Origin of the sequence: Mesorhizobium sp. M0018, assembly GCF_040323955.1 — a bacterium.
In the GTDB taxonomy this organism is placed as follows: domain Bacteria; phylum Pseudomonadota; class Alphaproteobacteria; order Rhizobiales; family Rhizobiaceae; genus Mesorhizobium.
The window spans coordinates 152,945-178,786 of sequence record NZ_JAMYVL010000010.1 but is presented as its reverse complement, the minus strand read 5'-3'; the positions used below and the strand labels follow the sequence as shown (position 1 = coordinate 178,786).

The 25,842-nt window shown below is 63.3% G+C and carries 29 protein-coding genes; 18 read left to right on the top strand and 11 right to left on the bottom strand.

Annotated features, from left to right (window positions below):
* Positions 1 to 257: 257 nt before the first annotated feature.
* Together NKJ81_RS16600 and trxB are read right to left on the bottom strand one after the other, a co-directional pair.
* Positions 258 to 1,154, bottom strand: a complete 897-nt coding sequence (locus tag NKJ81_RS16600) for a LysR family transcriptional regulator (protein WP_023678345.1) — start codon at positions 1,152 to 1,154, stop codon at positions 258 to 260.
* Between the two features lie 98 nt (positions 1,155 to 1,252).
* Positions 1,253 to 2,227 (bottom strand): thioredoxin-disulfide reductase, encoded by a 975-nt coding sequence (trxB, locus tag NKJ81_RS16595; RefSeq protein ID WP_352541066.1) that lies wholly within the window; start codon positions 2,225 to 2,227, stop codon positions 1,253 to 1,255.
* 255 nt (positions 2,228 to 2,482) lie between these two features.
* Between trxB and NKJ81_RS16590 the strand changes: the two genes are divergently transcribed.
* On the top strand, positions 2,483 to 2,959 hold the full coding sequence (locus NKJ81_RS16590) for an Lrp/AsnC family transcriptional regulator (RefSeq protein WP_352469300.1): 477 nt from the start codon (positions 2,483 to 2,485) through the stop codon (positions 2,957 to 2,959).
* Positions 2,960 to 3,282: 323 nt separating this feature from the next.
* On the opposite strand, the gene NKJ81_RS16585 is transcribed toward NKJ81_RS16590, so the two are convergent.
* The 3 genes from NKJ81_RS16585 to NKJ81_RS16575 form a co-directional block, all read right to left on the bottom strand.
* The gene (locus NKJ81_RS16585; RefSeq protein ID WP_352541065.1) at positions 3,283 to 3,858 is read right to left on the bottom strand and encodes a D-sedoheptulose-7-phosphate isomerase; all 576 of its coding nucleotides are present in this window, start codon (positions 3,856 to 3,858) and stop codon (positions 3,283 to 3,285) included.
* A 7-nt stretch (positions 3,859 to 3,865) separates the two neighbouring features.
* On the bottom strand, positions 3,866 to 5,344 hold the full coding sequence (gene rfaE1, locus NKJ81_RS16580; RefSeq protein WP_352541064.1) for a D-glycero-beta-D-manno-heptose-7-phosphate kinase: 1,479 nt from the start codon (positions 5,342 to 5,344) through the stop codon (positions 3,866 to 3,868).
* A gap of 139 nt (positions 5,345 to 5,483) precedes the next feature.
* A complete protein-coding gene (locus NKJ81_RS16575) occupies positions 5,484 to 6,116 on the bottom strand; it encodes a LysE family translocator (RefSeq protein WP_352541063.1) in 633 nt (210 codons plus the stop codon).
* 175 nt (positions 6,117 to 6,291) lie between these two features.
* Between NKJ81_RS16575 and rfaD the strand changes: the two genes are divergently transcribed.
* The 3 genes from rfaD to waaC are packed head-to-tail and all read left to right on the top strand — an operon-like array spanning position 6,292 to position 9,196.
* Positions 6,292 to 7,242 (top strand): ADP-glyceromanno-heptose 6-epimerase, encoded by a 951-nt coding sequence (rfaD, locus tag NKJ81_RS16570; protein ID WP_352450437.1) that lies wholly within the window; start codon positions 6,292 to 6,294, stop codon positions 7,240 to 7,242.
* On the top strand, positions 7,215 to 8,216 hold the full coding sequence (waaF, locus tag NKJ81_RS16565) for a lipopolysaccharide heptosyltransferase II (protein WP_352541062.1): 1,002 nt from the start codon (positions 7,215 to 7,217) through the stop codon (positions 8,214 to 8,216). Before rfaD ends, waaF begins: the two co-directional genes overlap by 28 nt.
* Entirely contained in the window at positions 8,213 to 9,196 is a 984-nt protein-coding gene (gene waaC / locus NKJ81_RS16560; RefSeq protein WP_352541061.1) for a lipopolysaccharide heptosyltransferase I, read from the top strand. Before waaF ends, waaC begins: the two co-directional genes overlap by 4 nt.
* 199 nt (positions 9,197 to 9,395) lie before the next feature.
* On the opposite strand, the gene greA is transcribed toward waaC, so the two are convergent.
* Positions 9,396 to 9,869, bottom strand: coding sequence for a transcription elongation factor GreA (gene greA, locus NKJ81_RS16555; protein ID WP_023719113.1), 474 nt, complete (start codon positions 9,867 to 9,869; stop codon positions 9,396 to 9,398).
* Between the two features lie 328 nt (positions 9,870 to 10,197).
* Positions 10,198 to 10,755, bottom strand: coding sequence for a tetratricopeptide repeat protein (locus NKJ81_RS16550; protein ID WP_352541060.1), 558 nt, complete (start codon positions 10,753 to 10,755; stop codon positions 10,198 to 10,200).
* Positions 10,756 to 10,991: 236 nt separating this feature from the next.
* Here NKJ81_RS16550 and NKJ81_RS16545 point away from each other — a divergent pair, with 236 nt between their 5' ends.
* The 4 genes from NKJ81_RS16545 (at position 10,992) to NKJ81_RS16530 (ending at position 14,222) form a co-directional block, all read left to right on the top strand.
* Positions 10,992 to 11,417 carry a DUF3775 domain-containing protein gene (locus NKJ81_RS16545; RefSeq protein ID WP_352541059.1) on the top strand — a complete coding sequence of 142 codons (426 nt, stop codon included), beginning with the start codon at positions 10,992 to 10,994 and terminating at the stop codon, positions 11,415 to 11,417.
* 112 nt (positions 11,418 to 11,529) lie between these two features.
* Entirely contained in the window at positions 11,530 to 12,462 is a 933-nt protein-coding gene (locus NKJ81_RS16540; RefSeq protein ID WP_352541058.1) for an extensin-like domain-containing protein, read from the top strand.
* A 116-nt stretch (positions 12,463 to 12,578) separates the two neighbouring features.
* A complete protein-coding gene (locus tag NKJ81_RS16535) occupies positions 12,579 to 13,448 on the top strand; it encodes an extensin-like domain-containing protein (protein ID WP_352541057.1) in 870 nt (289 codons plus the stop codon).
* A gap of 66 nt (positions 13,449 to 13,514) precedes the next feature.
* On the top strand, positions 13,515 to 14,222 hold the full coding sequence (locus NKJ81_RS16530; protein WP_352541056.1) for an LssY C-terminal domain-containing protein: 708 nt from the start codon (positions 13,515 to 13,517) through the stop codon (positions 14,220 to 14,222).
* A gap of 47 nt (positions 14,223 to 14,269) precedes the next feature.
* On the opposite strand, the gene NKJ81_RS16525 is transcribed toward NKJ81_RS16530, so the two are convergent.
* Positions 14,270 to 15,289, bottom strand: coding sequence for a zinc-dependent alcohol dehydrogenase family protein (locus tag NKJ81_RS16525; protein ID WP_352541055.1), 1,020 nt, complete (start codon positions 15,287 to 15,289; stop codon positions 14,270 to 14,272).
* A 127-nt stretch (positions 15,290 to 15,416) separates the two neighbouring features.
* On the opposite strand from NKJ81_RS16525, the gene NKJ81_RS16520 reads away from it, so the two are divergent.
* From NKJ81_RS16520 to NKJ81_RS16505, 4 genes are all read left to right on the top strand, one after another.
* Positions 15,417 to 16,358 (top strand): LysR family transcriptional regulator, encoded by a 942-nt coding sequence (locus NKJ81_RS16520; protein WP_352541054.1) that lies wholly within the window; start codon positions 15,417 to 15,419, stop codon positions 16,356 to 16,358.
* Between the two features lie 59 nt (positions 16,359 to 16,417).
* Positions 16,418 to 17,728, top strand: coding sequence for a hemolysin family protein (locus tag NKJ81_RS16515; RefSeq protein ID WP_352541053.1), 1,311 nt, complete (start codon positions 16,418 to 16,420; stop codon positions 17,726 to 17,728).
* A 76-nt stretch (positions 17,729 to 17,804) separates the two neighbouring features.
* On the top strand, positions 17,805 to 18,101 hold the full coding sequence (locus NKJ81_RS16510) for a methyltransferase domain-containing protein (RefSeq protein WP_352541052.1): 297 nt from the start codon (positions 17,805 to 17,807) through the stop codon (positions 18,099 to 18,101).
* Between the two features lie 10 nt (positions 18,102 to 18,111).
* Positions 18,112 to 18,543: a hypothetical protein gene (locus tag NKJ81_RS16505; protein ID WP_352541051.1), complete on the top strand. Its 432-nt coding sequence runs from the start codon at positions 18,112 to 18,114 to the stop codon at positions 18,541 to 18,543.
* Positions 18,544 to 18,662: 119 nt separating this feature from the next.
* Here the strand turns inward: NKJ81_RS16505 and NKJ81_RS16500 are convergent, their stop codons facing one another.
* Positions 18,663 to 18,887 carry an NAD(+)--rifampin ADP-ribosyltransferase gene (locus tag NKJ81_RS16500; RefSeq protein ID WP_352469830.1) on the bottom strand — a complete coding sequence of 75 codons (225 nt, stop codon included), beginning with the start codon at positions 18,885 to 18,887 and terminating at the stop codon, positions 18,663 to 18,665.
* Positions 18,888 to 19,101: 214 nt separating this feature from the next.
* Between NKJ81_RS16500 and NKJ81_RS16495 the strand changes: the two genes are divergently transcribed.
* Positions 19,102 to 19,395, top strand: coding sequence for a hypothetical protein (locus NKJ81_RS16495; protein ID WP_352541050.1), 294 nt, complete (start codon positions 19,102 to 19,104; stop codon positions 19,393 to 19,395).
* A 52-nt stretch (positions 19,396 to 19,447) separates the two neighbouring features.
* Here the strand turns inward: NKJ81_RS16495 and NKJ81_RS16490 are convergent, their stop codons facing one another.
* Positions 19,448 to 19,738 (bottom strand): hypothetical protein, encoded by a 291-nt coding sequence (locus NKJ81_RS16490; RefSeq protein ID WP_352450454.1) that lies wholly within the window; start codon positions 19,736 to 19,738, stop codon positions 19,448 to 19,450.
* Positions 19,739 to 19,933: 195 nt separating this feature from the next.
* Here NKJ81_RS16490 and NKJ81_RS16485 point away from each other — a divergent pair, with 195 nt between their 5' ends.
* From NKJ81_RS16485 to NKJ81_RS16465, 5 genes are all read left to right on the top strand, one after another.
* Positions 19,934 to 20,251, top strand: coding sequence for an ArsR/SmtB family transcription factor (locus NKJ81_RS16485; RefSeq protein WP_352541104.1), 318 nt, complete (start codon positions 19,934 to 19,936; stop codon positions 20,249 to 20,251).
* A complete protein-coding gene (locus tag NKJ81_RS16480; protein WP_352541049.1) occupies positions 20,248 to 20,736 on the top strand; it encodes an SRPBCC family protein in 489 nt (162 codons plus the stop codon). The genes NKJ81_RS16485 and NKJ81_RS16480 overlap by 4 nt, the downstream gene beginning before the upstream one ends.
* A 573-nt stretch (positions 20,737 to 21,309) precedes the next feature.
* Positions 21,310 to 23,307, top strand: coding sequence for an ABC transporter ATP-binding protein/permease (locus NKJ81_RS16475; RefSeq protein WP_352541048.1), 1,998 nt, complete (start codon positions 21,310 to 21,312; stop codon positions 23,305 to 23,307).
* A gap of 247 nt (positions 23,308 to 23,554) precedes the next feature.
* A complete protein-coding gene (locus NKJ81_RS16470; protein ID WP_352541103.1) occupies positions 23,555 to 24,028 on the top strand; it encodes a VOC family protein in 474 nt (157 codons plus the stop codon).
* 83 nt (positions 24,029 to 24,111) lie between these two features.
* Complete coding sequence (locus tag NKJ81_RS16465; protein ID WP_352541047.1) at positions 24,112 to 24,891, top strand: class I SAM-dependent methyltransferase; 780 nt, start codon at positions 24,112 to 24,114, stop codon at positions 24,889 to 24,891.
* Between the two features lie 42 nt (positions 24,892 to 24,933).
* On the opposite strand, the gene gcvA is transcribed toward NKJ81_RS16465, so the two are convergent.
* The gene (gene gcvA / locus NKJ81_RS16460; RefSeq protein WP_352541046.1) at positions 24,934 to 25,827 is read right to left on the bottom strand and encodes a transcriptional regulator GcvA; all 894 of its coding nucleotides are present in this window, start codon (positions 25,825 to 25,827) and stop codon (positions 24,934 to 24,936) included.
* Positions 25,828 to 25,842: the final 15 nt, after the last annotated feature.

Here is a 25,842-nt window from a genome sequence, read left to right as displayed (position 1 = left end):
GCCGACAATTGGCGAAACCGGCGATACGTCCCCTTCTCCCCGTCACTATACGGGGAGAAGTGCCCGGCAGGGCGATGAGGGGCGGCGCGGCATATCAGGACTGCCCATCGCAGGCCAAGTACGACCAAAGGCTGGTGCTGCCCCTCATCTGGCTACCGCCATCTTCTCCCCGTATAGTGACGGGGAGAAGGACGCTTTCGCCGAAGCTTTCGCCAATAGCGGACAGTGCTCGGAAGTCGGTAAGCAGCGCTGGCAAACTAGAACGACCAGCTGCGCGCCTTGGCTATGATGAAATCGCGGAAGACATGCAGCTTCGCCTGGTTCTTCATCGCATCGGGATAGGCGAAATAGGTATCGAAGGACGGCACTTCGGTCTCGGGCAGCAACTGCACCAGTCCGGAATCCTTGCTGACCACGTAATCCGGCAGCATGGCGATGCCGGCGCCGCCCTGCACCGCCCGCTTGATCGACAATATGTCGTTGATCTGCAGCGTCGGCACCCTTTGCCCGCCTTCGAAATCGCCGACCGTCTCCAGCCAGTTCAGTTCCGACAGATGCGCCGGCACCGGCACGCCGAAGGTGACGATGCGATGGGTTTTCAGCTCGGCGATCGAATTCGGCTTGCCGTATTTGTTTACATAGGATGGCGCCGCGTAGAGATGGAAATGCACGGTGAACAGGCGGCGCTGGATGAGGTCCGGCTGCTGCGGCTGGCGCAGCCGGATGGCGCAGTCGGCCTGGCGCATCGTGAGATCGAGCTCCTCATTGGCCAGGATGAGCTGCAGGCTGACCTCGGGATAGAGCTCGATGAATTCCTGCACGCGCTCTGTCAGCCAGCCAGCGCCGAGGCCGACCGTGGTCGTCACCCTGAGCACGCCGGAGGGCCGGTCCTTGGTTTCGGTCAGTCGCGACTTGATGGTTTCGAGCTTCATCAGCACGTCGTGCGCCGTGCGGAACAGCATCTCGCCCTGCTCGGTCAGCACCAGGCCGCGGGCATGGCGATTGAACAGCGGCACGCCGACGTCATGCTCGAGCGCGCTGACCTGCCGCGAGATCGCCGATTGCGACAAATGCAGTGTTTCCGCGGCATGGGTGAACGACCCCGCTTCCGCCGCGGCGTGAAACACGCGTAGCTTGTCCCAATCCAACGCCATGATTTCCCCTCGTCCTGTTTTCTGGCGTCCGCCTGTTTTCGGCGTCTGAATGAAAAATCAGGCTTTTGCGCGGCTTTTCTCAGCCGCTTATCGAACAATCACTCCGCCGCTTCGCGGTGAACCTCGATCCCCGCCAGATATTTTTCCGCCTCGAGCGCGGCCATGCAGCCGAGACCGGCCGCCGTCACCGCCTGGCGGTAGATGTCGTCGGTCACGTCGCCGGCGGCGAACACACCCGGCATATCGGTGCGGGTCGAATCCGGCGCCGTCCACAGATAGCCGTTCGGCTTCTGCTTCAGCTTGCCGGCAAACAGCTCGACCGCCGGCGCGTGGCCGATCGCCACGAACACGCCGTCGACCACCAGATGCATCTCCTGCCCGGTCACCACGTTGCGCAGCTTCAGCCCTTCGACCGACGGCGGCAGCGGCGCCTTGCCGTGCCTGCCGGTGATCTCGTCGACCACCGTGTCCCAGATGATGCGGACATTGTCTTTCCGCAGCAGCCGCTCGCGCAGGATGCGCTCGGCGCGGAAATCGCTGCGCCTGTGGATGACGGTGACGCTCTTGGCCAGGTTGGAGAGATAGAGCGCTTCCTCCACCGCCGAATTGCCGCCGCCGATCACCGCGACGTCCTTGCCGCGGTAGAAGAAGCCGTCGCAGGTGGCGCAGGCCGAGACGCCAAAACCCATGAAGGTGTGTTCGCTCGGGATGCCCAGCCATTTCGCCTGGGCTCCGGTGGCGATGATCAGCGCGTCGGCGGTATAGATCGTGCCGGAATCGCCCTTGGCGCGGAACGGCCGCACGTTGAGGTCGACCTCGGTGATGATGTCGTTGACGATGTCGGTGCCGACATGCTCGGCCTGCCTGAGCATCTCGCTCATCAGCCATGGACCCTGGATCGGTTCGGCGAAGCCCGGATAGTTTTCGACATCGGTGGTGATCATCAGTTGCCCGCCCTGCTGCAGGCCGGCGACCAGCATCGGCTTGAGCATGGCGCGGGCGGCATAGATCGCCGCCGTATAGCCGGCGGGGCCGGAGCCGATGATGAGAACAGGCGCGTGCTTGGTGATCATGAAAAACCTCTGCGGGGAGCAGCCATGGATTGTGGCATGAACTCTCGTCGATTGTTGCGCGTAATGTAAGTGTTGCCTGCGACGCCAGCAAGGCAAGTTGCCGTTCGTCCCCGGAAAGCTTCGGCGCCGGCGACAGCGACAAGCAACCCGCAGCAAGATGATGCGAAAATCCTCGATCCAGCGGATGGAATAGACAGCAAAGTCGTTTAATTACAAAGTCGCGAAAGATTCTTTCGCGTCACCACGGAAGCCACCATGCCGATCAAGGCCGATCTCGATGCCATCGACTGGAAGATCCTGCGCGAGCTTCAGCAGGACGGACGCATGACCAATGTCGAACTGTCGGGCCGCGTCGGCATTTCGGCGCCGCCGTGCCTGCGCCGCGTCAGGAGGCTGGAAGAGGCCGGCATCATCCGCGGTTACCGCGCTTTGCTCAACGCTCCGGCGCTCGGCCTCGACGTCGTCGCCTTCTGTCTGATCGGCCTGCATCACCAGGCCGACGCCGAACTCAAGACCTTCGCCGAGCGCACCCGCGGCTGGCCGATCGTGCGCGACGCCTGGATGGTGTCGGGCGAGTCCGATTTCCTGCTGCATTGCGTGGCGAGCGATCTCGGCACCTTCCAGACCTTCGTCATCGAGGAACTGGCCTCGGCCCCCAATGTCGATACGGTGCGAACCGCGCTGACCATCCGCCGGGTCAAAGACGAAGGGCTGGTGGCGTTTTCGGCTTAAGAGAGCAGGCAAAGCGGCTGCGAAACAAAAAACCGGAAACAAAAAACCCGCCTCGGCGGGCGGGATCGTCGGTGGAATCATCACCATACCGAAATTAGTAGCATAGCTGCCGGCACAAAGCAAGAACAAAATTGCCTTCAGCGTTGAAGATTGGCTTCATTCCAGCTTAGGTTCCTCGCCCCACGAAAGTGGGGAGAGGTGGCTCGGCGAAGCCGAGACGGAGAGGGAACCGCGCTCTACGAAGCCCCCTCTCCGGCCGCTTCGCGGCCACCTCTCCCCCGCTTCGCGGAGGGCGAGGAATCCAGGTCCTGAGAGTTCGACGATCACCCTGCGTCGCAGAGGCGCGTTTCGACCATTTCGCACAAATGGTGGTAGAGGCACAAATGCCCCTGCTGGATGATCGGCGTCGAGGTCGAGGGTACGTTGAGCAGGACGTCGGAGAGCGGCTTCAGCTTGCCGCCGGTGTCGCCGGTCAGGCTGATCACCGTCATGCCCATCATGCGCGCCTGCTCTGCGGCGGCGAGGATGCTTGGCGAATTGCCGCTGGTCGAGATGGCGAGCAGCACGGCGCCCGCCGAACCATGCGCCTCGACCTGGCGCGCAAACACCGTGTCGAAGCCGTAATCATTGCCCCAGGCGGTCAGCACCGCCGCGTTGGCCGGCAGCGCGATGACGTTATAGGCCTTGCGCTCCCTGAGGAAGCGGCCGACCAGCTCGCCGGCGATATGGATGGCGTCGCTGGCCGAACCGCCATTGCCTGCTATCAGCAGCGCCTTGCCCTGCGAAAGCGCGGCGACGACGGCGCTGACCGCCCGCTCCATCTCGCTGGTCAGGTCGCGCTCGACCATCGCCGAAATCGCGGCCGCCGAGCGCGCCAGGTAATCGTTCAGTTCGGACATGAAACCCTCAGTTCCCGGCGCGCAATCTGCCGATAGTGCCGGTCGTGCTCTTGCCGGCGACGAGGTCGACCAGCACGACGCGCCCGCCGGCCTTCTGCACGACATCGGCGCCAACCACCTGATCGACCGTATAGTCAGCACCTTTGACCAGTATGTCGGGGCTCAGCGCCTCGATCAGCGAAAGCGGCGTATCCTCTTCGAAGATGACGACGGCGTCGACCGAGGCAAGTGCTGCCAGCACGCAGGCCCGGTCATGCTGGTCGTTGACCGGGCGCCCCGGCCCTTTCAGCCGGCGCACCGAGGCATCGCTGTTGAGGCCGAGCACCAGCCGGTCGCACTGGCTGCGCGCCGCATGCAACAGGCTGACATGGCCGGCATGCAGGATATCGAAACAGCCATTGGTGAAGCCGACGCTCAAGCCCTCGTCTTTCCAGCCCGCCACCAGCCGCACGGCGGCGGCGGCATCGAGGATCGCATCCAGGTGGGCGACCGGACCATGCGAGCGAAACAGCGCACCGGTGAGTTCCTCGATCGTCAGCCGCGCCGTGCCGCGCTTGCCGACGACAACACCGCCGGCGGCGTTGGCGATCGATCCGGCCATGACACGATCAGCCCCTGCTGCAAGAGCCAGCGCGAAGGTCGCGATTACCGTGTCGCCGGCGCCCGAAACGTCGAACACTTCGCGCGCCTGCGTGGCGATATGGCGGGCATCGTCCGCACCGATGACGCTCATGCCCTTTTCGCTGCGCGTCGCGACGACGAAATCGAAACCGTGCGCCGAAATCAGCTGGCGTGCCGCCGCCTCGATTTCGTCGTCGGCAAACACTGCGCGGCCGACCGCCTCGCCGAGTTCCTTGCGGTTGGGCGTGATTGCCGTCGCGCCGGCATAACGCGCATAGTCGCGGCCCTTCGGGTCGACCAGCACCGGCTTGCCCGCTTCCCGACAGATCGAGATCAGCTCGCCGGCGACGCCGTCGAGCAGCACGCCCTTGCCATAGTCGGACAGAATGACGATGTCGGCGCGTGCCAGCGCTTCGCGAAAATGCCCGACCAATGTCGCGCGCTCGGCATCGCCCAGCGGCTTGATTTCCTCTTCGTCAAAACGCAGCACCTGCTGGTTGAGCGCGCTGAATCGGCTTTTGGACGACGTCATGCGATCGGCATCCTGCGCCAGCCCGCCGGTGTCGACGCGAAATTCGCCGAGCATGCGCATGAGGTTCTTGCCGGCCTCGTCAGCGCCGATCACCGAGACCGGTATGACGGCAGCGCCGAGCGAAACGATGTTGGCGACGACATTGCCGGCGCCGCCCATCGCCAGCGTTTCGCCGCGCCCGTGCAGCACGGGGATCGGCGCCTCCGGCGAAATGCGCTCGATCACGCCGTTGACGAAACGGTCGAGGATGAAATCGCCGACCACCAGCACGGTGGCGCCGCCGAAGCGCGAGATGGCGCGGTGAAGAGGTTCGGGAGAGGGCAGCTTGATCATGTCAACGCGCGGGAGGGCCGATTTTCAGTGACGGGAAATTCGATTGGCAGGGCCGGCCGTTCATGGCGATGCCGATATACCGCAATTTCAGCCGACGCAACGGCGGGCCTTCGACCGATCGCGGCGGCGAGACAATGCGTCAGCTTTTCTGCAACGCGACATGCACGCCCAGTCCGACAAGCACCGCACCGCCGGCGCGCCGCATCAGGCGCTGCGCGCGGCTCGACTGCCGCAGCCTGGCGATCACCGCGCCGGCCAGCACCACGCAAACAATGTCGGCCGACGAGAACATCAAATTGACGATTGTTCCAAGCACGACGAACTGCACCCAGACCGGAAACGCTGCCGAGGCATCGATGAATTGCGGCAGGAACGCCATGAAGAAAATCGCCGTTTTTGGGTTGAGCACCTCGACGGCAACGCTCTCGAAAAAGGCGCGGCGGGCGGATTTCGGCTGAATTCCCGGCAAGACAACGTCGCCTTGCGCCTTGGCGCGAAACAGCGAAACACCGAGCCAGACCAGATACAGCGCACCGACCAGCTTGACCGCCATGTAAAGCACCGGCACGGCATGGAAAAGCACCGACAGGCCGACAGCGGCGGCGAAGACATGAACGTAGCCGCCAAGATGGATGCCGAGCGCCGCCATCAGGCCGGACCACCGGCCGCGCGCCATGGTTTGCGCGGCGGCATAGAGCATGGCGGGGCCGGGGATATAGGCGAAGATCGCCGTGGTGGCGAAAAAGGCGACAAGCAGTTCGGTTGACGGCATTACCTTGCTCCTGTCGCCGGTCGGCCGGCAGGCCGACTGAAACGTGACGTTTGCGGCGCCACTATGGCGCTCATCCGCCGCCCCGCCACCTGCTTTGTCGACAGCCCGGCCCGCCTCCCCTATAAGGCCAGAATCCCACAAGGGCTACAACCGGCACAAGGTACCAGAGGCTTTCATGATCATCGTCACGGGCGGCGCCGGCATGATCGGTTCCAACATCGTCGCCGCGCTCAACGCCGAGGGTTTCAGCGACATCCTCGTCGTCGACGACCTCACCGACGGCCACAAGATCGCCAACCTCGCCGATCTCGAGATCGCCGATTATCTCGACAAGGACGATTTTCTGGCGCGGATGGAGGCCGGTGACCTCGGCCGCATCGAGGCGGTCTTCCACCAGGGCGCCTGCTCGACCACCACCGAATGGAACGGCAAGTTCATGATGGAGGTCAACTACGCCTATTCGAAGCGCCTGCTGCACGCCTGCCTGGCCCTGCGCGTGCCGTTCCTCTATGCCTCCTCCGCTTCGGTCTATGGCAGCGGCGCCGAGTTCCGCGAGGAGCCGCAATGCGAACGGCCGCTGAACGTCTATGCCTATTCGAAAAAACTGTTCGACGACTATGTCCGCCGCACCGTTTTCGATACCGATCACTCGCCGGTCGCGGGCCTGCGTTATTTCAACGTCTATGGACCGCGCGAGGCGCATAAGGGCGCCATGGCCTCTGTCGCCTTCCATCTGTTCAACCAGGTCGAGCAAGGCCAGAACCCGAAACTGTTCGGCGCCTATGGTGGTTTCGGGCCCGGCGAGCAGAGCCGCGACTTCATCCATGTCGGCGATGTCGCCGACGTCAATCTGTGGCTGTGGAAACGCGGCTCGAGCGGCATCTTCAACTGCGGCACCGGCAAGGCCCAGCCGTTCCGCGCCATTGCCGAAACGGTGATCGATACGCTCGGCCAAGGCCAGATCGAATTCATCGAGTTTCCCGACCACCTCAAGGGCAGCTACCAGAGCTTTACGCAAGCTGATATGTCCCGCTTGCGCGCAGCCGGTTACAATGGCCAGTTCCGCACAGTGGAAACCGGCGTCAGAGACTATGTCGAATGGCTGAAAGCCCAACGATCCTCGTGATCGGCCCACGCTGGGTGGGCGACATGGTGATGGCGCAGTGCCTGTTCCAGGCGCTGAGGGAGCTTCATCCGGATGCCGCCATCGACGTGCTGGCGCCGGCCTGGGCAGCACCGCTGGTCAAGCGCATGCCCGAAATCCGCCAGCAGATCGACCTGCCGCTGCAATCCGGCGCGTTCGAATTCCGCGTCCGAAGGCGCTTCGGCCGCCTGCTGCGCGGCCGCTACGACATGGCCTTTGTCCTGCCGGGAAGCTGGAAATCGGCGCTGATCCCGTTCTTTGCCGGCATTCCGCGCCGCGTCGGCCATCTCAGGGAAATGCGCTACGGGCTGCTGACCGACATCGTGCCCTTGCCCGATCGCCTGAAACGGCGCACCGCGCAGGCCTATTTCAGCCTTGCCCGCGGCGGCGCCTTCCAGACTCCAAAGCTTGCCGTCGATCAAGCCAGCCAGGCGGCGCTGCTCGGCCGTTTCGGGCTGACAGCGGGGAAATTCGTGGCACTCATGCCCGGGGCCGAATTCGGTCCGGCCAAGCGCTGGCCGAGCGAACACTATGCCGGGCTCGCCCGCGAGATGATGGCGAAAGGGTTTGGCGTGGCACTGTTCGGATCGAAGAACGACGCTGGGGTGACGGCGGAAATCGCCGCGCTGGCTCCGGGCGCCGTCGATCTTGCCGGCCAGACGCGGCTCGAGGATGCCATCGACCTGATCGCCGCGGCGAGGCTTGCCGTCTCCAACGACAGCGGGCTGATGCATGTCGCCGCCGCCGTCGGCACGCCGGTCGTCGCCGTCTACGGCTCGACCTCGCCTGAGAACACGCCGCCGCTCGCCGAGCGCCGCGAACTGGTCTGGCTCGGCCTGTCCTGTTCGCCCTGCCACAAGAAGACCTGCCCACTCGGTCATCTCAACTGCCTGAAGACGCTGGAGGTCGAACGCGTCGTGGCGGCGGCGGAGCGGCTGCTGCCGGCCGCCGCATGAAAGTGCTGATCATCAAGACATCGTCCATGGGCGACGTCATCCACACTTTCCCGGCGATCGAGGACGCGCGCCACGCTCGGCCGGATATCTCCTTCGACTGGTGTGTCGAAGAGGCATTTGCCGGCATTGTGGCGCTGCATCGAGCCATCCAAACCATCCACAGCGTGGCGATCCGGCGCTGGCGCAGGAAGCTGCTCGAGCCCGGCACATGGCGGGAAGTGATCGGCTTGCGCCGCGCCTTGCGCGATTGCCGCTACGACCTCGTTCTCGATGGGCAAGGCTTGCTGAAATCGGCGCTGGTGGCGCGGCTGGCGGCAGCGCCGATCGCCGGTTTCGATCGGTCGAGCGCTCGGGAGCCGTCGGCGACCTTGTTCTACGACCACCGGTATCCCGTGCCGCGCGGCCTGCATGCCATCGAGCGCACGAGACGCCTGTTCGGGCTGGCGCTCGGCTACGAGCCGGATTTTTCCCGGCTTGACTCCGGCATCGCGCCGCCGGCCGGAAGATCCATTCTTGTCGGTGAAAAGACCGCCTTCCTGCTGCATGGCACCAGCCGCGAGGACAAGAAATGGCCGGTCGCGGACTGGATCGAAACCGCCCGTCTGCTGGTGGACAAGGGGATGACACCGGTCACCACCTGGTCGAACGATCGGGAACAGGCGGCTGCCGAAGCGATCGCCGGCGCCGTTTCGCAAACCGTGGTGGTCGCCAGGTCGCCGCTTGCCGAGATCGCCGCTGTCATCGGCGGCTCGGCGCTGGTCATCGGCGCGGACACCGGCCTGACCCATCTCGCCAGCGCTTTCGGCCTGCCGACGGTGGCGATATTCCTCGCTACCGAGCCCGGCCTGACCGGCCCGCGCGGACCATTCTCATCGACGCTGCTGGCCAGGCCCGGTCACAGCGTCACCCCGCCGGAGGTGATGGCGGAAGCCGAAAGGCTTGTGGAGCGCCAGACGCTTGGTCAGGCCGGTGGCCGCTGATTTGCTCAATCAATTCAATCGGAAAGGTGCCCCTTCCCTTCTCCCCCTGTGGGAGAAGGTGGATCGGCGCGAAGCGCCGAGACGGATGAGGGGTGTTGGACGGAGTGCGGAGGGAGCCAGCTGGAACACCCCTCATCCGACCTCGCTTCGCGAGGCCACCTTCTCCCACAGGGGGAGAAGGCAGAGCAGCGCCAATCCCCTAGATAAATTGCACCTGGACGATCTCGTAGCCCCTGGCGCCGCCCGGTGCGTTGACCTCGATGGCGTCGCCGACTTCCTTGCCGATCAGGGCGCGGGCGATCGGCGAGGAGATCGAGATGCGGCCGGATTTCACGTCCGCTTCCTGGTCGCCGACAATCTGGTAGGTCTTTTTCTCCTCGGTATCCTCGTCGACCAGCACCACGGTGGCGCCGAACTTGACCTTGTCGCCGCTAAGCTTGGTGACGTCGATCACCTCGGCCCGCGCGATCAGGTCCTCGAGTTCGTTGACCCGGCCCTCATTGAGGCTCTGTGCCTCTTTTGCCGCGTGATATTCGGCATTTTCGGAGAGGTCGCCATGCGAGCGCGCTTCGGAAATCGCCTCGATGATACGCGGCCGCTCCTGTTGCTGGCGCCAGCGCAGTTCTTCCTTCAATGACGCGAACCCCTCGCCTGTCATCGGGACCTTGTTCATAATGCCTGACCTTTCCTGCCGCCGCCCCCGCAATCGGGAGCGACCTTGTCGATGGTACAAAAAGAAAACGGTCCGGCAGCCTCGGGCTAACGGAACCGTCTCACCACAATTTCGCAAGATATAGCAATCTTCGCGGGTTTTTCACGTCCAAAAAGTCGGTTTTTGAAAAATCATCCACCGATTGCACGGCTGACCCCATGTCAAGCGGGGGTTTCCAAGATCGTATCGTGTACCGTGATGCCAAATCTCGGTTGTGGCCAACATGTGCAGCACAGCAAAAAACCGGCTGCGATCGCTCACAGCCGGTTATGAGCAGCGTTCCGGAGGATCAGCTCCTCATGAAATGATCGATCTGCTCCGACAGCATACCGTATTCGCGAGATCCCTTGCCCGTGCGCTTCTCGATTTCGCGGAGCTGTTCCTGGGCGCCAGCAAGATCGCCGATCTGCAGGTGCGCCTCGCCGAGATATTCGCGCACCAGCGTGTAGTTCGGGTCGATGCGCAGCGCTTCCTCGTAATAGCCGAGGCCGACGGTGACGCGGCCGGAATGGCGGTGCGAATAGCCGAGATAGTTGAGGATGCGCGGGTCCTGCTTGTTGGCGGCGAGGCTGAGCACGGCGATCGCCTCGTCGTAGCGTCCATCCATCGCCAGCGCGCGACCGGCATCATAGATGCTGTCGTCATCCAACATGCCTTGCTTCGGCGAGACACATTTCTTCTGCTTCTTGTCCCAGGCCTGCCCCTTCTTGCACTGGCTCTGGCCGCCGCCGCCATTGCCGCCGCCGCCGCCACCACCTCCCCCGCCTTCACCAGCCGAAAACGCCGGAGCCGCAATCAGCGGCAGGGCGGCAATGGCCATGGCGTAAATCAGCAATCGTCTGCGCATTACACTCTCCTTTGAACCTGACAATGCAACACTAACGCCGGGCCGAAGCCGTTTCGTCCCCGGAAAATGCCATCCTATCTCAAAACCGCGATCTCTCCCAGCAAGGCCATCTTATCCCGGGAAGAGAGGGCATCGGAAATCATGCTCACGATCAACGCCGCCGCGCAAGATAACGTGACGAGCGCTGCAAATCCGCTATCATCGGGCCGACCGAGCACGAAGCAGGGAGACGGCCGGTGCAGCAACGCGTTGAACGAGACTGGGAGCTTTCGATCGGTCCCGACACCGTGCGCCTGTTCATCCTGAAGGCGAAGGCGCTCAGCGCCGCCGTCAACGAAGACTATGCCAACGGCGCCGAGCACGAGGTAGAGCTCGACGGCAACGCGCACGACAACCACCATCATGACGGCCTTGCCGAGGAAAGCTCCGAAGATCTCACCGAAGAAGAATTGCGCGAGCTGATCGACGATCTCAATGTCGACGAAGCGGCCGAACTGATTGCGTTGGCCTGGGTCGGCCGCGGCGACTATGACGCGACGGAATGGACGGACGCGCTGTCCGCCGCCCGCGAGCGCGCCAACAAGCGCACGGCAAAATATCTGCTCGGCATGCCGCTGCTGGCGGACTGGCTCGAGGAAGGCCTGGAAGCGATCGGCGCGTGACGGCGCGGTTACCGATTGTGATCGCCTCGAACCTTCGTCCAAGGCAACTTCCCTGCATCCTGGCCGTTGCGAGCTGATGGCGGCGTTCGGTTTTTCCAGATTGTGCAGACTGATGCTCGCCGTTGCGATGGCGTCGCTGCTGGCGGGACCTGCATTACCCAAGGCGCCCGAACTACCGCAAACCGCACCGGTTCCCCAGCTCAACCGGGAAGCCACATCGCCATCGCCAACCGAGATCCCGGTCCCCGAACCACGCCCCGCTCCGGAGGCTGAGCGGCCCAAAAACGGTCAGCCTCAAAACGATCAGCCCCAAAATGGCCAGTCCAAGACCGAGCAGCCGGAGCCACCGGCGATCGCACCGCAGCCGCCTGAAAAGCCGGCGCAGGCCGAGCCGCCGGCAAACCCATCGGTCGCGCCACCAAACCCGGCCGAGGCAGACGAGAAGGCCGAGCAAAAAATCCTTCCAGATCCTCGATCGGTCGCCATTGCCGGGAAAGAAATGCCGCCGGAGGAGTTGGCCTGCCGCAGGCGGCTGAAGTCGATGGGCGTCGATTTCGAGGAGCGCAAGCCCGAGCATGATACGGCGGTCGGTTGCTCGATCCCCTACCCGATCGTGCTGAAGACGCTCGGCAAATCCATCGCCATCGGCCCGGACCCAGAGCTCAATTGCCAGATGGCGGAAGCGGCCGCCCGCTTTGCTGCTTCGGTCATTCAGCCTGCCGCAAAGGCCGAGTTCGGCATGGATGTCAAATCGATCGGCCAGGCCTCCGCCTTCGTCTGCCGGCCGCGCCACGCCGGCGGCAAACTGTCGGAGCACGCCTTCGGCAACGCGCTCGACATCGCCAGCTTCACGCTTTCCGACGGCAAAGAGATCGATGTCGGGCCAACGCCGCCGGAAAAGGACGCGAAATTCCTGAACGCAGTGCGCAAGGCGGCCTGCGGACCGTTCAAGACCGTGCTTGGTCCCGGCAGCGATGCCGATCATTCGCTGCATCTCCATTTCGATCTCGAGCCGCGCCGCAATGGCGGCACGTTTTGCCAATGACGCCGGCCGCCGGTAATGGGCGCCGCAATTTGGCCGCAGGCGTGAACAGCGCCGCTGATTTTTCCTTTACTCTTCAGGTTTAGAGTCTGTGCCATCTGGGGACAGGAACCCTTCCGATGGCCGGGCTATTTCGCGCTGCGCTTGCCGCTGCGCGGCACACAGAATGCGCGCGCATAGCCGGCAGGCTTGCCGCCCTGCTTGCCGTGGCGGCGGTCTCGGCCTGCAATACCGGCAGCGTGCTGTCGCTGCAGCCGGCCGTCGATATCGGCAGCCAGACCGCTGCCGTCCCGCCCAATTCCGACCCGCAATATTCCGACCCGCAATATTCCGGCGCGCAAGATTCCGGGCCGCAATATTCGGGTATGCAGCGTCTCGTCCCGTCCAACCCCTATATGACCGCCGCCTATCCGCGCCTGGACAACCCGATGTCGCCGGCCGAACAGATGCCGGCCACAGAGATCGATTGCCGCAAGGAATTGAAACGCCTCGGCGTCGTCTACACCGATGTTGCGCCGATCCATGAAGGCCAGTGCGGCATCGACTATCCGGTCAAGGTCTCGGCCATCGGCAGCGTCGAGATGAAGCCGGCCGCGACGCTGACCTGCGACATGGCCGCCAGCTTTGCCGGCTGGACCAGGAACGAACTCGTGCCGTCGGCCCGCTGGCGCTATTTCTCAGGCGTCAAGACCATCCACCAGGGCTCGAGCTATTCCTGCCGCAGGATTGCCGGCGAAGGTGTTTTGTCGGAACACGGCAAGGGCAATGCGCTCGACGTAATGAGCATCGAGCTTAACAATGGCGACGACATCGACGTCCGCAAGCCCGGCCTGTTCGCCTTCCGCACGCGCGGCTTCCTCAACAATGTGCGCGCCGACGGCTGCCAGTATTTCACCACCGTGCTCGGCCCCGGCTATAACTACGACCACCGCAACCATTTCCATTTCGACATCAAGAACCGCAAGAACGGCTATCGCGCCTGCCGCTGATTGCAGCCCCTGCCCAAGACTTGCTGCGCCGGTTAAGATGGTGCGCAGACGCTTGGGTGGTGCCTCTTGAGCCAACGGAGCCTTCGACGACGTGCAACGACCTGGCTGGTGGCATGCTGTGCCGCCTATCTTTCGCTCGCCTATTTCGCCGCGCCTGAGTTCTGGACGTTACGGGACCGCAATTTTCGCAATCAGCAATTCGAGATGGTGACGCACACGCCGCAAGGCATTCCGGGCGATCCGATCAATGTCGGCCTTGTCGGCACCAAGAAGGAGGTTGTCCATGCTTTTGCCGTCGCCGGCTGGGATACGGCAGACGCCATCACGCTGAAGACCGCGATCGAGATCGGCGAAAGCGTGCTGTTCAACCGCCCCTATCCCGACGCGCCGGTCAGCCGGCTTTTGTTCGAAGGCCGCGCCCAGGACCTAGCCTTCGAAAAGCCGGTCGGCGACAGCGCCGACCGGCGCCACCACGTCCGCTTCTGGCAGACCCATGCGACCGGAGACGACGGCCGGCCGCTCTGGCTCGGCTCGGCAAGCTTCGACCGGGGCGTCGGCCTCAGCCATGACACCGGCGCGATCACCCATCATATCGGCCCCGACGTCGACGCCGAGCGCGACGGGCTGATGCACGACCTCTCCGCCGCCGGCATGCTGATCTCGACCAGCGAGATACCAGGCGTCGGCGCCACGAAGACCGGGCGCAACGGCGAAGGCGATCCCTATTTCACCGACGGCAGGGCCATCATCGGGGTCCTGTTGCAACTGCCGTAGGCGCGCAATCGGCCTTCCCGTCTGACAGCCATTTCGTCCCGACGGGCTCAGGGCACGGTGATCACGATCTTGCCGAACGGTCCTGTCTCCAGACGCTCAAATGCCTGCGGCACCTCGTCGAAGCCAAACACCTTGTCGATCACCGGCTTGATCGCGAGCGTCTCGATCGCCTGGTTCATTCGCTCGAAAGCGCGGCGGTGGCCGATCGATATGCCTTGTACGACGATCCGGTTGCGTATGAACGGCAGGACCGGAAAATTGAGTTCCATGCTGCCGAGAAGGCCGATCACCGAAAGCCGGCCGTCGGCGCCCAGCGCGTTGAGCGAGCGTCGCGCATTGTCGCCGCCGACCATTTCCAGCACGTGGCTGACGCCGGCGCCGTTTGTCAGCTCACGCGCGGCCTCGTCCCACGCCGGCCGGCTGCGATAGTTTATCCCTTGCCAGGCGCCGAGCGCCTTCGCCCGTTCGAGCTTCTCGTCGCTGCTCGAGGTGACGATGGCGCGCAGGCCGAAGGCGGCGGCAAATTGCAGCGCAAACAGCGACACGCCGCCGGTGCCCTGGATGAGAACGGTTTCGCCCGGGATCGGCTTGGCCGCCTCGACCAGCGCGAACCACGCCGTCAGCGCCGCAATCGGCAGCGTCGATGCCTCGACGTCGCTGAGCGACGGCGGCGCCGCCACGGCGGCATCCTCATCAAAAAGCACATGCTCGGACAGCATGCCGGGCAGTGACGAACCAAGCGTATGCTTGTGCAGCACCGGCGGGGCGTCGCCGTCCGGCCAGTCGGCGATCACCTGGCCGAGCACGCGCTGCCCAATGCCGAAGCGGCTGACTTCGCTGCCTATGGCGACTACTTCGCCTACCGCGTCCGATGTCGGCACGAACGGAAAGCTGAGGTCCGGTATCAGCACGCCATCGACGATCATCCTGTCCTTGTAATTCAGCGATACCGCAGTGACGCGTACCAGAAGATCATGCGGCCCGGCTTGGGGCAGCTTTCCATCAGCCGGCTTCAACCTGGACAGGCCGAAACCGTTCATCTGCCAGGATCTGTTTTCGGTGCTCATTTGGTTCGCGCTCCGTGGTTGATGATTGCGCGAGACATTTACGCCGTTTCACTATGGAGAAAAGTGCTTCCATGTGGCATGTTCTGCAACAGATTAAGGAGCAAAACTCTACAATAGGGGCGCTTCATTGGAATCAGCCAATTTGCAAGGCATCGTCGCATTCGTTCACGCGGTGGAGGCCGGCAGCTTCACCGGCGCCGGCGCGCGGCTGCATGTCACCAAATCGGCGGTCGGCAAGTCGATCGCGCAGCTGGAACAGCGATTGGGCGTTCGCCTGCTCAACCGCACCACCCGTAGCCTCAGCCCGACCAGCGAGGGCCTGAGCTATTACGAAGCCTGCGTCAGGGCATTGGCCGAGATCGATGCCGCCCAGTCGCTGCTCGCTTCCCGCAAGCAGGTGCCTTCCGGCCGGCTTCGTGTCGACCTGCCTCTGGCCTTCGGCCGCCGGTGCGTCGCCCCAGTGCTGTTCGAGATTTCCAAAAGATATCCGGATCTGACGATGGAAATCTCCTTCAACGACCGGCGCGTCGACCTGATCGAGGAAGGCATCGACCTGACGGTGCGTATGGGCGACCTCGACGACAGCTTGTCGCTCGCCGCGCGCCGCATCTATGCCCAGCGTTCGGGCGTCTGCGCCGCCCCCGCCTATCTCGACGCCCATGGCAGGCCGCAATCGATCGAGGACCTGGCCAGGCACAGCCTCATCGGCTACGGCCGCGATGGCACGGTCCATCCCTGGACCGTCAGGCACGCCGACGGCCGTCTCGAAAAATTCGCGCCCAAGGCGCGGCTGGTGCTCGGTCACGGCGAACCGATGCTCGATGCGGTACTGGCCGGCTGCGGCATCGTCTATCTGCCGACATGGCTGACGGCCGACAGCATCAGGCGCGGCGAGCTCGAAATGGTTCTGTCGGACAGTCTTGTCGAAAACACCGTGGTGCATGCCATCTGGCCGGTAACACGCAATCTCGCGCCAAAGGTGCGCGTCGTCGTCGACGCCCTGATCGAGCATTTTGCCGCGCCGCCCTGGGATGTGGCAGGAGTGCCGCCTGATTGCCCGGCTCGCTAAATTTAAAAAGCGCGACCGTCCTATTTTCGAAAACAGCGCGGCAATGCTATGGACCCGGCATGCTTTATGCTGAAATTGCCATCGTGGTCGTCCTCATCTGCATTAACGGCCTTCTGTCGATGTCCGAGCTCGCCATCGTCTCGTCGCGGCCGGCGCGCCTCAAGACGATGATCGACCGCAACGTCAAGGGCGCCGGCCGGGCCCTGGCGCTCGGCGCCAATCCGGGAAAATTCCTGTCCTCGGTGCAGATCGGCATCACTTTGGTCGGCGTCTTGTCCGGTGCCTTTTCCGGCGCCACGCTCGGCGAGCGGCTGGCCACCTCCCTGGCGTCGGCCGGCATCCGCGAAAGCCTCGCCGATCCGCTCGGCGTCGGCATCGTCGTCGCCCTCATCACCTATGGCTCGCTGATCATCGGCGAACTGGTGCCCAAGCAGATCGCATTGCGCGACCCCGAACGGGTCGCCGTCAGGGTTGCCCCGGCAATGACCATCCTCGCCGGCGTCTCGGCGCCGCTGGTCTTCCTGCTCGATTTTTCCGGCCGCGCCCTCCTGTGGCTGCTTGGCCAGCGCGGTCAGAGCGAGGATAAGGTCACCGACGAGGAGATCAAGATGCTGGTCGCCGAAGCCGAGCACCACGGCACCATTGAATCCGACGAACGGCGGATGATCGCCGGCGTCATGCGGCTCGGCGACCGTGCCGTGCGCGCGGTGATGACGCCGCGCACCGAAGTCGACTGGATCAATCTGCAATCCGACGAGGCGGCCATCAGGAAGCTGCTGATGGACACCCAGCATTCGCGCCTGCCGGCCGGCGACGGCGGCGTCGACGCCATGATCGGCGTCGTCCAGACCCGCGACGTGCTGGCCGCAATGCTCGGCGGCCGCGCTCTCGACCCGCGCCGGCACGTGCGGGCTGCGCCGATCGTGCACGACCAGGCCGACGCGCTGGACGTGCTTGCGACGCTGAAGGAATCCGACGTGCCGATGGCGCTGGTGCATGACGAGTACGGCCATTTCGAAGGCATCGTCACCCCGGCCGACATTCTGGAAGCGATCACCGGCGTCTTCCGTTCGGATCTCGACGCCGGCGAAGAGGAAAACGCCGTCAAGCGCGAGGACGGCTCATGGCTGCTCGCCGGCTACATGCAGGCCGACGAGATGGCAGAGGTCCTCGGCATCGACCTGCCTGAGAGCCGCGATTATGAAACCGTCGCCGGCTATGTGCTGTCGCATTTGCACCATCTGCCGGCGACCGGCGAATGTGTCGACGCGCAAGGCTGGCGCTTCGAGGTCGTCGACCTCGACGGCCGCCGCATCGACAAGCTCATCGCCACCCGCCTGCCCGGCGGCCACCGCGAGGTCGTGCGCTAAGGATCGACGCTACTTATGGGCTATATGCTCGCGGCGACACCGCTCGCACAGTCAAAGTTGATTGGGAATACCGCCTATGGTCGACCACCTTTTCGCCGACCCATATCTCGCTGCCGTCTACGATGCCTGGCACCCGAGATCTGCGCGCGACGACTATGATTTCTACCTGCCCCGCATTCTAACAGCAGACGCGGTGCTTGATGTCGGATGTGGAACGGGCACCCTCCTTCACGAGGCACGCCTGGCCGGACATTCAGGGCGGCTCTGCGGCATCGACCCAGCACCCGGCGTGTTGAAATCGCGCACGAACGCGCGCGGATATCGAATGGGTTCTCGGCGATCTCCAATCGGCCGGCTGGACAGCCGAATTTGATCTCATTGTGATGACGGGGCACGCATTCCAGGCCCTTGTCAGCGACGAAGACCTGAGGGATTTCATGGCGGCTGTCCGACACGCCCTTGTCCCAGGCGGATGCTTCGCGTTCGAAACGCGGAACCCTTCGGTGCGGGCGTGGGAGCACTGGACACCCGAAAATGCGGTCGTCGTTGAGCTGCCTGACGGGTCGCTGGTGCAGATCACAACAGAGGTGATCGTGCCGTTCGATGGACAGACGGTGACATTCACCCACAGGTTCGGCGGAAAGCATCCGAGCCTTCCGCAAGTTAGTCGCAGCACCTTGCGATTCCTCGAGACGGACGCCTTATCGAGCCTGCTGGGGAACGCGGGGCTACGGATCGAACAGCAATTCGGCGACTTTGACGGCAGCCCACTTGGCCCTTCGAGCCCAGAGATCATCACGTTCGCGGCCAGATGAAAAGGAGCATCCGCTCTCCAGCCCTGCAAGCAACGACAACTCGCGGCCCCATTGCGGACGTGGAGCCGTATTTTGCGGCGGCTGCGACGCAGAAATGAGACTGCCGACCGTCAGCCAGGTCAAGCTTGGCAATCGCAGGACTCAGCGATCAATCGATTGCCTCGATGCCTTGTGCCCTCAGCCGTTCGAGATGGTCCATCATCCAGAGTGCCGGTTAGATAGACCCAGGCTGCCTGCTTTCGCGCGCCGTAGTTGGCGCTGTGGCCGGCTTCGATCAGGTCTCCCGGTTTAAGGTCGGCCCGCGTGCCGTGGTAGAATTGGCGCGGCTGGTCGGAGGCTGTCATCGGCTCGCTACTCATCCTCGTCGTCCCAGGCATCATGGTGTCGTAGCGCGCACTATTTCATGCACGCCATCGAATCAAGCCTCCGGCCGCGCGGTTATCGGCCGTCCGCGCTCAGCGCTGCCGACACCCATTCCGGCCATACCGCCCGATGCGCGCTAGCGGTCGGCTGCCGGCGCGGTTATTATCGGCGCCTGCACCGTCGCTAAGGTGGAAAATGGATCTGCAAGCCTTCAGGGAATCGATTGCGAAACCACAGCCGCCAGCCGGCTTGAGCCCTGCCCTGCAGGCGCTGTGGTGGGATGCAAAGGGCGATTGGGCTAAGGCGCACGAGTGCGCGCAGCAGCGCGACGATACGGCGGGCATGCACGTGCACGCCTATCTCCACCGCAAGGAAGGCGACCAGTCGAATGCGGAATATTGGTATCGCCGCAGCAACGCGGCGCCGTCGACCTTAACGCTTGACGAGGAATGGCAAGAGTTGGCGCGTACACTTTTGCAGCAAAGCTGACGCTTGCTCAGTCATCGTAAAATAGCCGGTCCTGCATCCACTCTCCGGGGTTTCAGCTGGCGCCCTGTGGCTTGTCCCTGCCGTTCCATTCCGCATTGCGCGCCTGCGCCTCTTCGGCGATCAGCTTGAACTCCCGCATCTTCGCAGCTTCGATGGCGAATGCGCGGCTTGGCAGGACGCCAGGGTCCTCCTGACTGTTCTGAAACTGAAAACGGGCCTCCAGTTCGGCCCATATTCGCTCGGGTGCCGTATCCTTGCTGGCAAGCAGCGCAACAACCAGCGCCAGAGTCTCGCGCTGGGCGTTCAGCCGCCCTTCGATCTCTTCATTCGGCAATTCGGACATGCGGGTCGCTTCCAGTTTCTGGCTCAACGGCAAAATCGCACCCTTGTTCCGGAATCCAGCGACGGCACGTGAGCAATTCCGAAAACGCGAGCAACAGTTTTCCCGTTAACCGACAGGGTCCGACCGGGGCTGTGGTTCCGCATCGTCGACCCCTCCAGGTTGACAGCGCAGGCCCATCGATTTAAGTTCGCGTTAGTGGCCACTAACGCGAAACACTGGACAGCGCTTGGAGACTCGACGAGGCGCACGATATTCGAACTGTTGGTCGAACATCCTTGCTCGGTCAACGGACTTGCTCGTGTGCTGCCTGTAACCAGGCCGGCGGTCTCTCAGCACTTGAAAGTACTCAAGGATGCCGGGCTCGTGGCCGACGCGCGCTCAGGCAAGGAACGAATATACCGTATCGATCCGAACGGCCTGGCAAGTCTGCGCGCGGAAATCGATGAGTTCTGGAGCAAGACCCTGGCAGGTTACAAACTGGCCGTCGAGCATCCAAAGAAGGACCAGCCATGAGCAAGCATGCTGCAACCGCGCCCGTAAGGCATTTCGTCGTTGTCGAGGCACCTATCGCGCGTGCCTTCAAGGTCTTCACCGAGGATTTCGGGAAATTCAAACCTCGCGAGCACAATCTTCTTGCCGTGCCGATCACAGAGACCATCTTCGAACCCTGGGTCGGGGGCCACGTTTACGATCGCGGCGTGGACGGCAGCGAGTGCCACTGGGCTCGTGTGTTGGCTTACGATCCCCCCGGCCGGCTCGTTCTGAGCTGGGACATCAGTCCTCGGTGGCAGATTGAGAGCGACCTGAACAAAACCAGCGAATGGGAAGTCAGGTTCACGCCTGAGACGGAGAACCGGACCCGGGTCGAGATCGAGCACCGGAATCTCGAGCGCCATGGCGAAGGCTGGGAGGGCGTGCGCGTGGGGGTTGATAGCGATCAAGGCTGGCCGCTGTACCTGCGGCGGTTCCAGGGCCTTTTCCCCGGTGTGGCGGCCTGACCCGTCCGCGCCCTTGCGAGCATGACTCGCAAGCACCGTCTGGTCCACTGCGATTCCAGGGAGCGGAGACAACATGGAAGTCTATTGGTTAAGTCTTCTCGGCGTGCTCGCGCTCTGTTTGCTATCGGTAGTGTTGGCAGTCTACTCGGGTTCGTCCAGAGGTTTGCAGGAGCGCTGGCAGGACCGGTAGTCCCGGCAGACGACGACAACCGGCGCTATAGGATCGACCGGGTTCACATGAATTCGGTCGAGGCACTGGCGCCCTTGATCGTGCCCGCAGTGCCAGCGATGATGGTTGGTGTTGGAGCGGCCAGTTTGGCGACATTGGTCTAGACCCACCTGGCGATACGCCTCCTCCACCTGGGAATCTACCTGCGTGGTGGAAACGCCGCCAAGGGGGGTAGTGTCAGGACGATCTTGTACGTCTCTGGCGCGCTGCTCACGTTGGCCCTCATCGTTTTGACTGGATGGGCAGCACTCAACTGACGTTGGCGCCACTTCTTGAGGCTACAGTTCGCGAGACTCGGCGGCTGACGCTATGAAACCTTCTGATTTTTAACCCGTTATCGCCGGATGCCCGAGGCTAAATTTAAGCTGAAATCGGTTGACGGCGCCCGAACGCGCGATGCCGAGAAGTCGCGCCGCGAGAAACAATCGACTGTCGAAGTCGCGTCAGAGGTCGTCGGCGAGCCCGCGCCGCCGCCGGATGTCACCGAACCCGATCCTGAGCTGACACCTGAAGAGGCCGAGCGGGCGCGCAAGAGATACCTGCTTAAGCGCTTCTGGATCAGCGCGCGCGGTTACTGGAGCGGCAGTGGCGACAGGGTCGCCTGGCCGTTGACGATCGGGCTGTTGGTCCTGATCGTCGCCAATGTCGGCTTCCAGTATGGGATCAATGTCTGGAATCGCGCAATTTTCGACGCCATTGAGCAACGCAATGCCCACACCGTATATTGGCTGAGCGCCGTATTCCTGCCACTCGTGATCGGAAGCGCCAGCCTTGTGGTGGCACAAGTCTTCTTTCGCATGAGGATACAGCGCCGCTGGCGTTCCTGGCTCACCACCGCGGTCATCGCGCGCTGGCTCGCAAGCGGCCGCTACTATCAGCTGAACCTCGTCGGCGGCGATCACAGCAACCCCGAAGCCCGCATCGCCGAGGATTTGCGGATTGCCACCGAATCGCCCGTCGATTTCATCGCCGGTGTCATCGTCGCATTTCTGTCGGCCTCGACCTTCATCGTGGTGCTGTGGACGATCGGCGGCGCCCTGACCCTGACGATTGCAGGTTCGACCGTCACCATTCCCGGCTTCCTGGTCATCACCGCGGTGCTCTATTCCGCGATCACGTCCACTTCGATGGCGGTCATTGGCCGTCATTTCGTCCACCTCTCCGAGGAAAAAAATCAGGCGGAAGCCGAGTTCCGCTACACGCTGACGCGCGTGCGGGAAAACGGCGAGAGCATCGCATTGCTCGGCGGCGAGGAGGAGGAGCGCAGCGGCATGGACAAGACATTTGCCCATGTGCTCAGGCAATGGGCGCTCCTTGCAGGCCAGCACATGCGCACGGCGCTGGTGTCTCAGGGGTCGAGCCTGTTTGCGCCTGTCGTGCCGGTCTTGCTTTGCGCTCCAAAGTTCCTCGAAGGCAGCATGACACTTGGACAGGTCATGCAGGCTGCCTCGGCCTTTGCCATCGTGCAGGGCGCGTTCGGATGGCTGGTCGACAACTATCCCCGTCTCGCCGATTGGAACGCCTGTGCTCGACGCATCGCTTCGCTGATGATGTCGCTCGACGGGCTCGAGCGGGCGGAACAGAGCAACACGCTGGGACGCATAAAGCGCGGCGAGACCGGCGGCAATGCGATGCTCAGCCTGAACAATCTCTCCGTGTCGCTCGACGACGGCACCGCCGTGGTCAAGGAAACCGAGGTCGTGATCGAACCAGGCGAGCGGGTGCTCGTCGCCGGCGAATCCGGCTCGGGCAAGAGTACGCTGGTGCGGGCCGTCGCGGGTCTGTGGCCATGGGGTAGCGGCAGCGTCAACATCCGCGCCGACAGACGGTTGTTCATGTTGCCGCAACGGCCCTACATCCCGACCGGGACGCTTCGCCGCGCTGTCGCCTATCCAGGCGCCGCCGACAACTGGACGCTGGATAAGATCAAGGCTGCCCTCGACAAGGTGGGGCTCGACTACCTCAACGACCGGATCGAGGAGGACGCGCCATGGGACCAGACCTTGTCGGGTGGCGAAAAGCAGCGCCTCGCCTTCGCGCGTCTTCTGCTGCACCGCCCCGATATCATCGTGCTGGACGAGGCAACGTCGGCACTCGATGAGAAGAGCCAGGACAAGATGATGGAGATGATTATTCGCGAATTGCCGAAGGTCACCATCATAAGCGTAGCGCACCGCGCCGAGCTGGAGGCCTTCCACAGCCGCAAGATCACATTGGAGCGGCACAAGGGCGGCGCAAAACTTGTCAGCGATATCGAACTCGTCCCGCGCAAGGACAGACGGAACTTGCTCATGCGCCTTCTGAGGCAACGGCGCGCCAACGGAAAGCCAGCGCGACCTTGAGCAAAGCGGCGCTGCCCTACGCAAAGAGTGAGGCCGCCGGTCGGATCAGGCGGACCATCGCCGGTTCGAGTCACTGCCCGCATCTGGTCCTGAAAGCAGCAGTCGTGGTACCTTGATTCCGGGCAGCTGCTGCTGTCGGAACGTCGATGGCACGAGCGCATTTCCATGTCCGGTGCAACGCCGATGCAACCCGGGTTGATTTCAAAAGCCCAGATTGATTTCGAAAGCAAAGGGACCAGCAATGACAATCGCCAAGAACACGATCTGCCTTTGGTACGACAAGGACGCCGAGGCTGCGGCCCGCTTCTATTCCGAGATTTTTCCCGACAGTTCGGTGAAATCCGTCCACCGCGCTCCCAGCGACTACCCGTCCGGCAAGGCCGGCGACGTGCTGACGGTCGAGTTCACGGTCGTCGGCATCCCCTGTCTCGGCCTCAATGGCGGGCCCGCGTTTAAGCACAACGAAGCCTTCTCCTTCCAGATCGCCACCGACGATCAGCAGGAGACCGATCGCTATTGGAACGCCATCGTCGGCAATGGCGGCCAGGAAAGTGCCTGCGGCTGGTGCAAGGACAAATGGGGCATCTCCTGGCAAATCACGCCGCGCGTGCTGACCGAAGCGATGGCCGCCGGCGGCGATGAAGCAAAGCGCGCATTCGAGGCGATGATGGAGATGAAGAAAATCGACGTTGCAGCGATCGAGGCGGCGCGGCGCGGCTGACAGTTTCGGGTGGCCCGACGCGAAAAGATCAGGGCAGAGCGGCCGGAAATGCTGCCGGCCCATCATCTCCAGGCAGGCGTGCGATGGTGCTGAACTGCGCTGCGTTTTACGACGCCGAACTGCGACGGCACAACGAGGTCTTCAGGGCTGCGGTCAAGGTGGGAACGCGCGATCGCGTGCTCGATATCGGATGCGGTTCGGGACAATCCTCTCGTGATGCTGCCCGTGTCGCGGTGGAAGGCAGCGTGCTCGGCGTGGACGTATCGGCGCAGATGCTCGAGATCGCCCGGAAGTGTAGCGCGAAAGAGGGATTGCGAAACGTCGCCTTTGAGCGCGGCGATGCGCAATTGCTGGTATTTCCGCGCGCCGGTTTCGATCTGTGCATTAGTCGGTTTGGAGTGATGTTCTTTGCCGACCCCGCGGCGGCGTTCGCCAACATCGCCCGGGCGTTGCGACCAGGGGCACGTCTTGTGTGGATGGTATGGCAGTGCGAGGGCCGCAACGAGTGGGCGACTGCCATTCAGCGGGCGATTGCGCCGGGGACCGCCATATCGGGGGGCGCCGCCACCCCGTTTTCGCTTGGCGACCCCGCCATCACCGCGGAGATCTTGCGTGCATCCGGTTTCGTTTCGGTCGACTTTGCCGAAGTGCATGAGCCGGTCTTCTACGGCCAAGACATCGATGCGGCCTATGACGCTTTGCTTGGCCTGCAACTGGTCAAGGATCCGCTCGCCCGCGCGGATGTGGATGTCGACGCGGCGCTGCGGCAGTTGCGCGATCTGCTCGACGCGCATTTGACCGCGGACGGTGTGCTTTTCGACTCGCGTGCCTGGATCGTCACCGCGTTTCGGGCGAGCCGATAGTAACCACTCGATGTAGACGATCCTGTTCTCTCGGCCTTCCCGTCAGTCCATTTGCGGCGTGACTTCTGAAAGCAGCCAATCCCTGAAAGCCTTGACTTTGCGCTGACGGATCGCCTCCGGCGGGTAGACGAAATAGAAGCTGGAGGGGGATTTCAGGGCGTAGCCGAAGGGGCGGACAAGTCGCCCGGCGGCAAGGTCGGCCGCAACGAGCATGGTCCGGCCGAGCACCACCCCCTCGCCTTGTGCGGCCGACTCCATGGCAAAGGTGGCAGAGTCGAAGGTAATCCCGCTCTGCGGGTCCACGCCCTCGACCCCGGCGCTAGCCAGCCAGGTCGCCCAGTCGATCGGAAAGCTGTCACGGATCAGCGTGTGGTGTTTGAGGTCCTGAGGCGTGCGGAGCGGATGTGCACCCTCAAGAAGCTTTGGGCTGCACACTGGAAACACCTCCTCGCCGGTGAGGAACTCTGACGTGAGCCCCGGATAGTTTCCATTGCCATAACGGACGGCGACATCGATGCCGTCGCCGAGGAAGTTGGTCAGCTTCCCGCTCGTCGAAACCCGCACATCGATGTCGCCATGCGCACGGTGAAAGCGGTAGAGGCGTGGCACCAGCCATCTTCCCGCGAAGCCATCGGAGGTGCTGACGTTCAATGTCGAGCTCGAATAGCGGGCTGTTGCTGCAGCGGTGGCGGTGGCCAACTGGGCGAGCGCCTCGCGCACCGCCCGCGCATAGGGCTCGCCGACGGCTGTCAGACTCACCGAACGCGTACCGCGCTCGAACAGCTGCACACCGAGCTGATCCTCAAGATTCTTGATCGCCCGGCTGATCGCACCGTGGGTGACATGAAGTTCCTCTGCCGCCTTGGAGAAACTCAACAGGCGCGCCGCCGCTTCGAAGCTCGGCAAGGTGGTGAGGGGAGGCAGCTTCCGGGGCATGGACCGAGACCTATG